Annotated in this window: 9 protein-coding genes and 2 pseudogenes; 7 read left to right on the top strand and 4 right to left on the bottom strand. The window is 35.6% G+C overall.

Features of this window, described 5'->3' with window-relative positions; genetic code table 11:
* The 3 genes and pseudogenes from A9G28_RS10725 to rlmF form a co-directional block, all read right to left on the bottom strand.
* Positions 1-1,413: pseudogene (locus A9G28_RS10725) on the bottom strand (hypothetical protein); the annotation flags it as partial.
* 136 nt (positions 1,414-1,549) lie between these two features.
* On the bottom strand, positions 1,550-1,864 hold the full coding sequence (locus tag A9G28_RS10730) for a hypothetical protein (RefSeq protein ID WP_065580662.1): 315 nt from the start codon (positions 1,862-1,864) through the stop codon (positions 1,550-1,552).
* A gap of 786 nt (positions 1,865-2,650) precedes the next feature.
* Positions 2,651-3,643 carry a 23S rRNA (adenine(1618)-N(6))-methyltransferase RlmF gene (gene rlmF / locus A9G28_RS10735; RefSeq protein WP_065580663.1) on the bottom strand — a complete coding sequence of 331 codons (993 nt, stop codon included), beginning with the start codon at positions 3,641-3,643 and terminating at the stop codon, positions 2,651-2,653.
* 294 nt (positions 3,644-3,937) lie between these two features.
* On the opposite strand from rlmF, the gene A9G28_RS10740 reads away from it, so the two are divergent.
* From A9G28_RS10740 to mscM, 3 genes and pseudogenes are all read left to right on the top strand, one after another.
* Entirely contained in the window at positions 3,938-5,371 is a 1,434-nt protein-coding gene (locus A9G28_RS10740; protein WP_065580664.1) for a sodium:proton antiporter, read from the top strand.
* A 476-nt stretch (positions 5,372-5,847) separates the two neighbouring features.
* Positions 5,848-6,693: pseudogene (gene asd, locus A9G28_RS10745) on the top strand (archaetidylserine decarboxylase); the annotation flags it as partial.
* A 7-nt stretch (positions 6,694-6,700) separates the two neighbouring features.
* Entirely contained in the window at positions 6,701-9,319 is a 2,619-nt protein-coding gene (gene mscM / locus A9G28_RS10750) for a miniconductance mechanosensitive channel MscM (protein WP_065580666.1), read from the top strand.
* Here mscM and A9G28_RS10755 read toward each other — a convergent pair.
* On the bottom strand, positions 9,316-9,846 hold the full coding sequence (locus A9G28_RS10755) for a DedA family protein (protein ID WP_065580667.1): 531 nt from the start codon (positions 9,844-9,846) through the stop codon (positions 9,316-9,318). The genes mscM and A9G28_RS10755 overlap by 4 nt on opposite strands.
* 183 nt (positions 9,847-10,029) lie before the next feature.
* On the opposite strand from A9G28_RS10755, the gene fdhD reads away from it, so the two are divergent.
* The 4 genes from fdhD to A9G28_RS10775 all read left to right on the top strand — a co-directional run bounded on the left by fdhD (position 10,030) and on the right by A9G28_RS10775 (position 14,342).
* Complete coding sequence (fdhD, locus tag A9G28_RS10760) at positions 10,030-10,836, top strand: formate dehydrogenase accessory sulfurtransferase FdhD (RefSeq protein ID WP_065580668.1); 807 nt, start codon at positions 10,030-10,032, stop codon at positions 10,834-10,836.
* Between the two features lie 283 nt (positions 10,837-11,119).
* Complete coding sequence (locus A9G28_RS10765; protein WP_065568446.1) at positions 11,120-11,938, top strand: purine-nucleoside phosphorylase; 819 nt, start codon at positions 11,120-11,122, stop codon at positions 11,936-11,938.
* Positions 11,939-11,997: 59 nt separating this feature from the next.
* Positions 11,998-13,236 (top strand): nucleoside permease, encoded by a 1,239-nt coding sequence (locus A9G28_RS10770; protein ID WP_065580669.1) that lies wholly within the window; start codon positions 11,998-12,000, stop codon positions 13,234-13,236.
* Positions 13,237-13,418: 182 nt separating this feature from the next.
* Entirely contained in the window at positions 13,419-14,342 is a 924-nt protein-coding gene (locus tag A9G28_RS10775; RefSeq protein ID WP_065580670.1) for an EamA family transporter, read from the top strand.
* Positions 14,343-14,534 lie beyond the last annotated feature (192 nt).

The raw sequence follows: 14,534 nt of genomic DNA on the forward strand, positions 1-14,534 counted from the left end.
AAAATGAATCCCTATGCCACTGTTTAAATAGCTATCTGCTGAGGGCTGAATTAATCTGGCCTCTTTTTCAACTAATATGATTGTCTTTTCACTTTCTGGAAGCTTGTCCGCTAAGGAGCGGGTTTTAGTGATAAACGCGGGCAAATCATCACAAGTCAATAATTCAATGTGTGCCATTGGCGGTAATTGCTTGTCTAATGCACGTTTCATCGTAGATAATGGGGCAACTTTAGGCTCGTCAAAACGTTCGGATTGGCTGACATTATGGCCGATGTAACCTATAAAGTCGCCTTTATCGATTGGCACAGGCGCTTTTAATACCACCACTTTATCTAATTTTTCAGGTTTAAGTTGGGTCACTATCAGTGAGGTTAATTTGACATACCCCTTATGTGGCGCTTCATCCCCACCATTTTCAACAACCAAAACTGCCGGAACAGTACAATTACCAATTTTACAGATTTTAGCATAACCATTTTCTTGCCCATCAAATTCAAAAGTCGCCGTTTTTGGCAAATAAGTTAACTTTTGGCTGTCATTCGCAGTGCCATAGATAGCAATCCCTTTGATTTCTACTTCTGGTTTGCCCACCTTTTTATTATCTTCTCGACAGATTTCATAATCCTTATTGGTTTCTGCGGTTTTTCCTGTCGGTCTATCATTTGCTGTTGTGCCAATATCTTTATGCCAAACATAACCCGTAATATTGCTCAATTCATGTTGAAAGCCGTCTGGTGTTACCACCGCCCCTGCGGTTATCGACACAATTTTATACCAACCAGACATACCGCTTTTTTGTTCACCTAAACGAACTTTACTGCCTTTAAGCAATAACCCCACAACCTTTGTGTTTTTTCCATTTTCGCGTATCACGCTGCCAGCAATGGTGTCTGCGTTTTTCTCATCCACTTCTCCGGCTTTCGCTTGCCAATAATGGGGATAAGTAACCTGACTATCGCTTTCTTGTTCTTTTTGCTGATAACCATACCAATCGAGTTGATGCATATATAAACTGTATAAGGTTATTGAGGGTGGCGTGTCGGTTGCTTTTGCGACTTTAGGCATTTGTAACTGGTGTCTGACTAAGGTAAAGCCCGTTGAAAAATAAGCCACTTTTTGGCAGTCTTGGTAAGCTTCGTCTAACTGTTCATTGTCCTGATACACTATTTTAGGATAAATATTATCGACTCGGTAAGCAATCACTTCACCATGGGCCATACAACGCACTACATTATCATTATCCAGCTTTTTTAGTACGCCTTTATCAATATGAATGCCCCCATGCCATATGCCATTTTCACCAAATGGGTAGAAGCCACTACTCGCTTCTGATAATGCTTTATAATACGCATCTTGACTAAGTTGCTCTTCACCAACGGGAAAGTTGAAATTGTCGATTTTTTTTATGGTCATGTTGATTGCCTTATTCCTTATGCCGAAAAGCCTTTTGAGTTAAACGATACCTGTTTTTTTAATAAGACTTCGAGCTCTCGATTATTATTATTCAGTTTTGCGGATAAATGATTACTTGCTGGCCCCATCTTCTGCATCACATACATTTAAGATACACATTATCTTGCGTGCCCAGTTCAATGCCCTCACTGCTGATTTTGATATAAGAACCACCACAGATTAGGGTCAGCGCTTTAGTAGCTGCGGTAGCTTTGTCTGTACTGGTAAAGGTATAATGCCAAGATTGATTTAACTGCTCATTTCTTTCAACATGTAGAACAGAAATCGCTGAGCGGAATCCCTCAACGGTTAAGGTGTAGCGGTTGTAGCTGATACCCCCAAAACTATCAAGTAATCCACCAGTTAATCCTTCACCTGATTGACCTAGCAGGCGATTAAGCTTGTTTGCCATGGTGTTTTCCTCTCCCCCTTTTTAAAAGGGGATTGATTTACACCTGTCGTGATGTTATTTACAAAATGTTTACAAATTATATATGATTATTTTTTAATCTCAATGGATTATTGAAATAATGTATTAGGCATTGCATCATAAGATAGGTTGTAGCAAAATGGGGAGTGCTATTCTTCACAAAAATAAAAACTTTAATAAAATCAATAACTTTTCTGAATGATTTTTATCATGCCGATTTACCGTTCTTTTTGGTGCATTATAGTGAATATTCCTGATATCGTACACTAAGCTTGAGGTACTTAAAGGTGCATCTAAATGGTTAGTGATTTTTAGATAGTGAAAGATGGGTATGAAATAAATCATAACCCGCCACCTATTATTTAAAAGCTACGCCGTATTAGCCCAAACTTAATCTGATAAATACTAACTACTCATCGGAATTCATTTTAATAAAATAAATATCCGATGAGTAAAATAAATTCTCCAGTTGTTTTCCTTCACTAGTGCTTTTGCATCTATCTAAGTATGTATAAAAATGCATTTCCTATTTTTAATTACGCCTATTGGTTATCAGAACAAAACGCACACAACAATTTACTCAAAGCTTATCCAAAGCGAGTAAAATAACCCACCAATACTTAACGTTTTTATTTAAAACGACTTACTATTCTATTAAATACCTTAAAAACGGTGTCGATATTAAGATCCAACCACCAATAAAATCTAAATTGACACTCTTCTCCCCATATTTGGTTTACCTTTGTGATGCTTTTAAAATCAATGTAGTTAATATGCTGAGTTGTTTTTTATTGAAACGGATGTATTTCCTGAAATCTTTTTAAAAAGATCTTTACGCTCATTTTTATTAAAAAATGTCCACGCTACAAATCGGCTTACTTTTTGTCCTTGTGCCATGGGTATAATTTTACTATCAATGACACCTGCCACTTTTAATTGTTTTTGTATTAATTCTAATGAGGATTTTTTAGATACTAACGAAGTAAACCATAAGCATTGATGTTTAAACACTACACTTTCTTTAATCATCTTTGTTATAAAAACACTTTCACCACCTTGACACCAAAGCTCGGCATGTTGCCCGCCAAAGTTAAAAACTGCTTTTTGTGTTGGGCTTGTTAACTTACCTAAATTTGTCAGCTTTTTACGCGTGCTGGCCAATGCTTCTTGCTCAGAAGAATGAAATGGTGGGTTGCACAGTGTTAGCAGGTAAAATTCTTTGGGTTTAATAATATGTTTAAATATGGCCGTCTTGTCTTTCTGCAATCGACATAACACAGATCCATTTAATAGGTTATTAGCTTGGCAAATTAACGATGCTGTTTTAATAGCGATCGGATTAATGTCGCTACCAACAAACGACCAGCCATATTCAGCACGCCCAAGAATAGGGTAAATCACATTTGCACCAACTCCGATATCAAGCACTTTCACTTGCTTGCCACAAGGGATCTGATTACCGTTGTCTTGTGCTAATAAATCCGCTAAAGAATGAATATAATCCGCCCTTCCAGGAACTGGCGGGCATAAATAACCATCAGGAATATCCCACCACGATAACTGGTAATAATGGAGTAAAAGCGCCTTATTGAGCATTTTAACTGCTTTAGGATCGGCAAAATCAATCGACAAATTGCCATAACCATTGGACTTAACAAACTGTGCCAAACTAGGCAAAGTTTGAATGAGCAGATCAAAATGATAACCGTCTTGATGTTTATTACGGTTATGCAAAGAAGGCTTTTTTAATGATACTGGCACACTGTTCCTATTTTATTGAAAATTAAATAGTCGCTATTATAAAATATTTAGAGCAATTAAGCGAAAATACCGACATCGCAAAACACGTGTAATATCAGTAGAAAATAATCAGTACAGCAATTTATTACCCTCTATCGTTAACGCCAGCTTATAATGGCGTGATTATAATATTTCATTGTCTCTGTTGTGGTATTTAATTGATAAAACTGAATAAAACGTAATAAAACGCTTTTTAAAATTAATTTTAGTTTTTATTTGTTATAATTGCACCAATTTAAAAAAGTAAAAAATGACATGAAAAATTATTTTAACTTACCGCTGGTATCACTTTTTGCATTATTGCTTTTCCCTTTTGATCTTTATGCAATGGGTTTTAACGAATATGATTTATCACTACTTTGGGTGATTCCTTTTGTGGGGATATTACTGTCTATTGCGTTAATTCCACTATTTTTGCCGCAACTTTGGCACTACCATTACGGCAAAATCATTATTTTTTGGACGTTGTTATTTTTAGCCTTTCTATTGTTTTTATTTGGTTTGCAAACCGCCATCAATATTACCGTTCATGCAATCATGATGGAATATCTTCCCTTTATCTTGTTATTGTTAGCACTATTTACTGTTTCAGGCGGAATTTTGATTAAAAGCGATGTGCTTAGCACGCCCAAGCTAAATGTTGGTTTGCTGGCAATCGGAACGCTATTAGCCTCAATCATGGGTACTACAGGCGCAGCAATGTTAATGATACGCCCTTTAATCAGAGCCAATCGAGAGCGAAACTGTGCCGTGCACACAGTTATCTTTTTTATCTTTTTAGTCGCCAATATTGGTGGTGGGCTAACGCCACTGGGCGATCCACCTTTATTCATTGGTTTTTTAAAAGGTGTTAATTTTGGCTGGACAGTTAAATATATGTTATTACCAATCTTGCTTAACTCATTGTTATTACTAGTTATTTATTATATGATTGATTGCCACTACTTTCATTTACAATATGGTAATTTTCCCACTTTGACTTCAACCACAAAAAGTACAAAAGTTAAAATTTATGGTATAAGAAATATTTTTTTATTATTGGTAATTATTGCTAGTGTACTAATGTCGGGCATTTGGCACTCATCAATTTACTTTACCGTTTTAGATGCACACATTACTTTACCTAATTTAATTCGCGATATTATTTTCATTACCATAACAATAATTTCGATAAAAATAACCCCGAAACAAGTACGTGCAGGTAATGAATTTAATTGGGCTCCCATCGTTGAAGTTGGAAAGCTATTTATTGGCATTTTTATTACTATTGTGCCTGTGCTAGCTATTTTGCACAAGGGTAGCAACGGCGCGCTAGCACCTTTAGTATCGCTAGTAACCAACTCTCAAGGCGAGCCAGTTAATAGTATGTACTTTTGGTTATCTGGTTTGCTTTCGGGTTTCTTAGATAATGCACCAACCTATCTTGTTTTTTTCAATTTGGCATCGGGTCATGCGGTAATATTAATGACAACACTTAACAAGACATTACTCGCTATATCAATGGGATCGGTTTTTATGGGGGCACTGAGTTATATCGGCAATGCACCTAATCTTATGGTCAAAAGCATTGCCACTCAAAATAAGATTAACATGCCCAGCTTTTTTGGTTATATGAAATGGTCAATATGTATATTAATTCCTGTGTTTATTATCGATAATTTAGTCTTTTTTGTATTTTTTAGCGAGTAGTAGCACATAATCAAATAATATGACTATTTCATTTAAAAATTAAGCACTAAAATACCTATGGATAAAATAATTTCTATTTACCGCCATATTGTGAATTTTGCTTTAAATTCGACAAGAATAACGCCTTAATAAATTTTCATTTTGGCGTTTTAAATAGCCCTCACCACTCATTAATTATGGTGGCAAAATACACATCAATTGTCATCCATCATCAAGTTGAAGTACAGGTTTTCTGCTCAAGTAATGATTCACTAAGTGACTTTTTATTTCATTACTTTTATACCATTTTGTTAAATAAATTTTATCTAACTTAGGAGACCAATGCATACAATGATGAATAATTTTGCTTTCTGTGGTGTGCAATGTGTTAAAAATGTAAGTAACCAATATCATATCTTATAAGATTCAGTCGTTTTACACTTTATGTGTAAATATTGTTATAATGTTCGCATTTGCGAACTTATTGAGAGTGATATATGTTAAATCAGTTAAAAGCCATTATTCAGTATCTTCTACCTAAACAGGTATTAACCGCTATATTTGGTTGGCTTGCCAAAAAACAGTTGGGAAAGGTCACAACATGGATGATTATGGGCTTTTGTAAACTATATAAAGTAGATTTGAGCGAAGCAAAAATTAGCGATGCAAAAGAATTTAAAACATTTAATGACTTTTTTGCTCGTGAATTGAATGATGATGCGCGCCCGATTGATACTGGAGATAGCTCAGTTATTATGCCGGCCGATGGTGTCATTAGCCAATTTGGTACTATTCAAGATACCCAAATGTTACAAGCTAAAGGGCATTTTTATTCTTTAGAATCTCTGGTTGCTTGTCATGCTGATATGATTAAGTTTTTTAAAAATGGTTCATATGTAACCACTTATTTATCACCTAAAAATTATCACCGTTTTCATATGCCTTGTGACGGTATTTTGCGTGAGATGATTTATGTGCCTGGTTCACTATTTTCAGTCAATAAAGCAACAACCGAAAGCATTCCAAATATTTTTGCACGTAATGAACGTGTGATTTGTTTATTTGAAACCGAATTTGGGCCAATGGCACAAATTTTAGTGGGAGCAACCATTGTTGGTAGTATAGAAGTGCCATGGGAAGGCATTATTACGCCACCGCGTGAAGGTATTATGAAACGCTGGACTTATGTCGAAGGGATACAATTAACCAAAGGGCAAGATATGGGATGCTTTAAATTAGGCTCAACGGTTATTACGCTCTTTGCATCAAATGCTATTGAGTTTGAAAGCTATCTTAAGGTGGGGGATGTTACTCGTGTGGGTCAAAAATTAGCCAATAGGATATAGCTTTATGTGGATTCGTAGTGTTTTGTGCCTTGCTGTGGCGTTGTTTTCTTCACTCACCTTTGCTGAAGAAACCCTGCCAATCATTAATAATGAAGAAGATCTTTCACAAGTTGTTCACCTGTTGAGTGATAAAAATGATGAGCTCAGACAAAATATGGAGCTACAAAAAACGCATTTAACCAGTATTATTAATGAACAAAACAATATCACTACACAGATTTCACATGTACAAAATACGCTAGCCACGCTTGATGAGCAAGGCGAATGGCTGAGCTTTTCAACAGCGCTTGGCGAAACTTTACGTCAACAATTGTTACGCTTACCCGAAAAACCTAAATCGCAAGCGCTTGATGCCGAAATTGCTGAAGCAAAAGCCCAACAACTTAATTATAGCAATATTTTAACTTCCTTAGATGATTATCCAACTTTAACCAATCCACTTAATAGTGTGAAAGAGGCCACACAATATCGCCGTTTAATTCGAGAACAAACCGAATTACTTAAGACGCTTATTTCTGGTACAGATACCACCATCTTAGAATTAACTAAATTAAAAATTGCAAATAAGCAACTCACTAATGCAATTGACGAAGTGAACGATGCTGCACATCGTTACTTTTTTTGGGTGGCAGATGTCAACCCAATATCGATGAACTATCCAATCAACTTAGCTAAAGATGTGGTTTATGTGATTTTTTCGATCGATACCCTTTCACAACTTTATAATGCGAGCGCAGAAGTGCTTAGTGCACCAAAGCCACTGTTTTTAATTATTTTGTCGTTAATGTTTGTGTTTGCGCATTTTAAGATGCGCGCTAAATATAACATTTTTTTAAATAAATCAGCTACCCGCGTCGGTAAAGTAACACAAGATAGTTATTCTTTAACGCTAAAAGTGGTTATGTTTTCATTAATTATGGCGTTACCTGTGCCAATTTTGTGGGCGGTGTTTGGTTATGCATTGCAGATTAATTGGGATTATCCCGTTGCCTTTGCGTTAGGTTATGGGGTGAATGCGGCAGCACCAATTTTATGGGTATTTATTATTTCAGCCCATTTTGCCTCATCGAATGGGCTTTTTATTGCCCACTTTGGTTGGCCTGAACGTAGCGTACGTGCAGCGATGAAATATTATCAACTTTCGATTTGGCTTGTGATTCCATTAGTGATGATAGTCATGAGTTTTGATGAGTACAACAATCGTCAATTTGCTGCCACCATTGGTCGTACGGCGTTTATTTGTCTTTGCTTTGCTTTAGTGTTTATGACTAACGCCATTCATCGTGCAGGGGTTCCTCTTTATATTGATAAAAAAAGCTCTGGTGATAATTTATTAAGTCATATTTTATGGTTTATCTTATTGAGTGCGCCATGGCTTGCCATTATTGCGGCTTGTTTGGGCTACTTATCGACTGCCCAAGTGCTATTGGGGCGTCTTGAAGCATCGGTCATTATTTGGTTTGCGCTGTTAGTTATTTATTTTATGATTCGCCGTTGGATGTGGATCCAAAAACGCCGTATTGAATTTGAGCGTACCAAGCAACGCCGCTTAGAGCGCATGCAACGTGCCAAATCACACGATGAAGATATTAATTCACTTAGCGACAACGTTGATGAACCCGTTATTGATTTAGATGCTATTAGTGCTCAATCTTTACATTTAGTGAGATCAATTATTATGATGATTGCGCTCATTAGTATGATTTTGTTATGGTCAGAACTACATTCAGCTTTTGCCTTTATGAATAATATTAAACTGTGGAAAACAAATGCTATTGTTAACGGCACTGAAATTGAGCAATACATTACTCTTGGAGCGGTATGCATTGCGATTTTAGTCATGACAATTACCGTGCAGTTAGTCAAAAATTTGCCTGCTTTGTTAGAGTTAGGCATTTTACAGCATCTAGAGCTAGCTCCTGGAACAGGTTATGCTATTTCTACTATTTCAAAATATATTATTTTGATGGTAGGTTGCATGATTGCGTTTTCTTTTATTGGTATCGATTGGTCTAAAATTCAATGGCTCATTGCTGCACTCGGTGTTGGGTTAGGTTTTGGTTTACAAGAAATATTTGCCAATTTTATTTCGGGTCTAATTATTTTATTCGAAAAACCAGTACGCATTGGTGATACAGTGACAATTCGTGATTTAACAGGCAACATCACTAAAATAAATACTCGCGCCATTACCATTGTGGATTGGGATCGCAAAGAAATTGTAATGCCTAATAAGGCTTTTATTACGGAACAATTGGTAAACTGGTCGTTATCTGATTCGATAACGCGTATTGTGTTAACCATTCCTGCAACCATAGATGCTGATAGTGATCTGGTTATCAAACTACTACAACAAGCTTCAAATGAATGTGAATATGTGCTTAACGATCCTGAACCTCAAGTCTTTTTGGTAGATATTCAAGAAGGTATTCAATTGTTTGAGTTACGTGTTTTTGCTGCCGAAATGGGACACCGCATGATGCTCCGAAGCGCTATACATAAGCTAATACTTGAAGCTTATCGTGAACATCATTTGACATTACCATTCCCACCACTACAAACCAATTTGGAAGCGTTAGGTCGCAAAAGTGGGCGTCGTAGTTATACTGTTGGTACCATTTAGTTAAATAGTGTTTCTAGCCATGGCACACCGAAAGCGCCGGGAGCAAGCAATACAAATGCCCAGACGGGTGCAGATGCAATATTGGCCAGATTAAATTTGGCAGTTGGCATATGCATTGTGCCAGCGATTAATGGCACAATTGCACGTAATGGTCCAAAAAAACGCCCAATAAACACTCCTAGCACTCCATAACGCAAAAAGAATTGTTCGGCACGATAAACTAATTTAGGGTGTTTATTGAGAGGCCATGAAGCAATAACTTGTTGATGATAGTGCTTTCCTAACCAATAAGATAAGAAATCCCCTAAAACAGCTCCCACGGTAGCAGCAATTAATACAGGTAAAAATGATATTGCACCACCACCGATTAAAGCGCCTATCCCCAATAAAACAGCAGTCGCAGGAACCAAAAGCGAGACAATCGCCAATGACTCCCCAAATGCTAATAAAAATATAATCGGTAACGCCCAAATTTGATGATGCTCAATAAATTGCATGGTTGTCAATGTAATTTCGTGTAGGGACATGGGTTAGCTTGTGAACTATCAATTGATTATAATTAGTCATTTTACCATAATATTAGGCGTTTAGAGCTAAGAGCGCTATCTGTTGTATAATTTTACACAGTATTAGCGTTTTTTAAATTCATTAACATTTGAGCTTACACTTATGATAGCTTTAATGATAACCCAATTAATAAGAGATAAATTATGGCAATCGGTATAGAATCAATTCTTGTGCGTAAATTTAAAAATAATGAATTACAAAATCCACAGCCTGATACACTAGCTATTGAAAAACCAATTGCATTAATTTATAACGGAATTTCTCATGTAGTAATGATGGCAACACCAAAAGATTTACATTATTTTGCAATTGGGTTTTCATTAACTGAGAATATCATTCAATCAGTTAATGATATTTATGGTATTGATGTTGTTAATAGCCCCAAAGGTATAGAAGTGCAGATTGAACTTTCGTCTCGGCGCTTTAGTGAACTAAAGGAGAAACGCCGTAATTTGACAGGGCGCACAGGCTGCGGTATTTGTGGCACTGAGCAAATAGATCAAGTCTACCAAACCATTCCTTCTTTGCCTTTAACAAGCCAGATTAAACTAACTGATTTTAGTGCTACGCTAAACTATTTATCGCAAGTTCAACATGTAGGTGAACAGACTGGTTGCACACATGCGGCCGTGTGGTTAGATTTGAAAGGGCAATTTATAGCAGGTTTTGAAGATATTGGCAGGCATGTGGCATTAGATAAACTGCTTGGATTTAGAGCAATGCAATTGCCTAACAACGCTAACTTTCGACAAGGCGTGGTATTAGTATCAAGCCGTGCTAGCTACGAAATGGTACAAAAAGCGGCTAATTGTGGTGTAGAGATTTTGTTAGCGGTTTCAGCTGCAACCTCAATGGCTGTTGATTTAGCCAAACAGTGTCACTTGACGTTATTAGGATTTTTTAGAGGTGATAAAGGTGTGATCTATTCTGGTGAAGATCGACTAACCTAATAGCGATTTTCGCCTTGATCAATGTTGATCATCAAAATTAATTTTTAATTTAATTTATTGAATAATAAAGAGTAAAAAAACATTCTCTCATTCAATCCAAGATACCGCCATTCTCACCTTTCTTTATTGAGCGAAGATCATCATAATATATACCTCAGAGTTTACTCTGTTTTTTAATTACTTTATAAGCTTATTATCCAATTAAGCTAAATAATAGGTTATTATTATTTATTTTATTGTGCCTGTTTTACTTTAGCATTTAACTTTTTGAAAGGATACCATCATGCATCAAACTTCAGATATTCAACAAGCCGTTAACTATATTCAAAAACACACAGATAAAAAACCAACTATTGGGATTATTTTAGGTTCAGGTCTAGGACCTTTTGCCGATACACTTGAAGATGCTGTTCATATTGCTTATGACACAATTCCCCATTTTGCAAAATCTGGCGCTGTTGGCCATGCCAATGAACTAGTTATTGGAAAATGTGGCGACAAAACAGTCGTGGCAATGAAAGGTCGCTTTCACTATTATGAAGGATTTTCGTTAGATCAAGTCACTTTCCCTGTTCGAGTGATGAAAATGTTAGGTGTTGAAAAATTGATTATCACTAATGCATGTGGCGCAGTGAATACTGGCTTTAAACCAGGCGATTTAATGCTGATTACCGACCATATCAATCTAACTGCTAATAATCCACTTATTGGACCTAATAATCCTGATTTAGGCGTGCGCTTTTTAGATGTAAGTGAGCTTTATAACAAACAATTGCGCGCAACAGTAATGGATGTAGCAAACGAACTTAATATTACCTTACGTGAAGGTGTTTACGCTTGGTGGACTGGTCCAACTTATGAAACACCAGCCGAAATTAGAATGATCCGCGTTTTAGGTGCCGATGCGGTTGGTATGTCAACCGTACCAGAAGCCATTATAGCGCATCATTCAGGTATAAAAACCATTGGTATTTCATGCTTAACCAATATGGCTTGTGGCATTTTAGATCAACCGCTAGGGCATGAAGAAGTGATAGAAACAGCAGAACGCGTTAAATCAACCTTTTTACAACTTATTACAAAAACGATTGAACGTTTTTAATCAGTACTTTTTATTTGTGGTTTTCTATAAAAGGTTTTACTTTATTTTAGGAATAAACAATGAACATAAAAAATAGATTAAAAATAATGATGTTTTTCCAATATTTTATTTGGGGAAGTTGGTTGATGACGTTTGGTGCTTGTCTACTAAATACTTTGCACTTTTCAGGTGTTGAAGTATCAATGATTTTTAGCACTAAAGCTTTGGCTGCATTAATTACCCCATTTATTGTTGGTATCATCGCTGATAAGTTTTTGCAAGCCAAATATCTTTATATGTTTTGCCATGCCATTTGTGCAATTGCACTTTTTTATGCTGCATCAATAAACAATGCAACGCTTTTATTTTGGGCGATGTTAGGCAATGCGTTAGCGTATATGCCTACTATTGCTTTATCTAACTCAATTAGTTATCACTGTTTAGATAAAGATAACTTAGATACGGTAGCCACATTCCCTAAAATACGCGTCTTTGGTACAGTAGGTTTTATTATTGCAATGTGGACTGTCAGTTTATGTAAATTAGAGTTGAGCAGTGCTCAACTCTATGTTGCTTGCATTGCTTCTTTAATACTTGCGATTTATAGCTCAACCTTACCCAATATCGAAACGCAAAAAAAACCAAAACAGTCTTGGAGTTCTTATTTAGGGTTAGATGCGTTTGTGTTATTTAAAAACCCAGTAATGGCGGTGTTTTTTCTATTTGCTATGTTGCTTGGTGCAATATTACAAATCACTAATACTTTTGGTGGCGCTTTCTTACATGATTTTGGTAAAATCCAGGAATTTCAAAATAGTTTAATTGTACAATACCCCGCTATCTTATTATCTGTTTCACAAATGGCTGAAGTTGCGTTTATCTTAACTATCCCATTTTTTCTCAAAAAATTTGGTATTAAAAAAGTCATAATGATAAGCATAATTGCTTGGACTCTCAGATTTGGTTTATTTGCATTTGGTGATCCAACACCTTTCGGGTTTGTACTACTTATGCTTTCAATGATCGTTTACGGCTGTGCATTCGACTTTTTTAATATTTCCGGCTCTATTTTTATTGAAAAAGAAGTTAACTCAAATATTCGAGCTAGCGCTCAAGGACTATTTATGACCATGGTCAACGGAATTGGTGCTTATTTGGGCTCGATTTTAAGTGGTGTTGTTGTTGACATGTGTACGCATAATGGTGTTAAAGATTGGCAAACAATTTGGTTAATTTTTGCTTCTTATGCACTTGTGCTAGGTATTGTTTTTTATTATTCATTTAATTATAACTATACTAAAAACAATTCTGTAGAGTAATCCCTTGTTTATGTAGATTAGCGGACTTTAGAATATCACTTATCACTGTTTTGCTACATTTTTTAAATAAATGAGTTAAAAGCCATAGGGGGTTGAATAAAACAAGTCCCCCTAGGGCTTTTATTGTGTTTTTTGTCGATATATTCAACAATGTTATTTTTTTAGTGTTACGAGATTTAATTATGAAAGATAAATTTTTAGGTGGTTTTTTGGTTTTCTTAGGTGCATGTAGTTTTGGCGTGCTTTCTTCAATTGTAAAAACTGCTTATAAAACAGGCTATACACTAGGCGAAGTTACTGGTGTCCAGTGTTTTTTGGGGATGCTAATGTTATGGAGCCTTCACCTTATTGTTAAAACAATCCACAAGCCCAAAACAACAACGGATAATGCATTATCAAATTCGGCTACTAAAATACCTCAACCAACAAAAAAATGGAAGGTGTTTGCCGTTGGGCTTTTTCCTGGGTTAGTAGGTATTTGTTATTATCAATGCGTGCAATTAGTACCTGCATCAATTGCAATTATTTTATTAATGCAATATTTATGGATTAGTGTCATTATTGATTTTGTTATTTTCAAAAATAAACCCTCTATCACCCAACTAATCACCGTTATTGTGATTATTTTTGGAAGTAGCCTAGCAGCTGGTATTTTTAATCAAGATATTAGTTTAAATTTAACAGGTTGCTTTTTTGGCTTTCTAGCTGCGCTAATGTATTCGCTCTTTATTAGTTCTAGTAGCAATATTGGTAATGAATTACCTAAACTTGAAAAAAGTGCTTTAATGATTACTGGCGCCTGCTTTATCACCTTTTTAATTTTTCCACCTTTGTTTTTCTTTAAGCTTGATATTAGCGATAAACTATATCAATTAGGATTTTTATTAGCATTACTTGGAACTGTGTTACCTCCTTTTTTATTTTCAATCGGAATACCTAGAATAGGTATTTCTTTGAGTGCGATTCTGTCAGCTGCAGAGCTACCTGTTGCGGTGACTTGTTCATTTTTTTATTTGCATGAATCGGTTTATTTTAATCAATGGGTAGGCGTGATTATCATCCTGCTCGCAATTGCTTTGCCGAACTTAAAAAATATAAAAAAGTGAATTAACTCAAAATAACTGGGTAGGCAAATACCCTACCCTTATTATTTATTTTAGTTGTTTTTAGCTCATTTTATTTAAAAATTAATTAATAATCGTTTTTAAAACAATATAAACCCGTATAGTTTATTGTAAGTCATTTTTAACCATTAAATAACATACTACTTTAAGTAAAAAATTAGTTGCATTTAAAAA

It is taken from the genome of Gilliamella sp. Fer1-1, assembly GCF_001690825.1.
Taxonomy (GTDB): domain Bacteria; phylum Pseudomonadota; class Gammaproteobacteria; order Enterobacterales; family Orbaceae; genus Gilliamella; species Gilliamella apicola_C.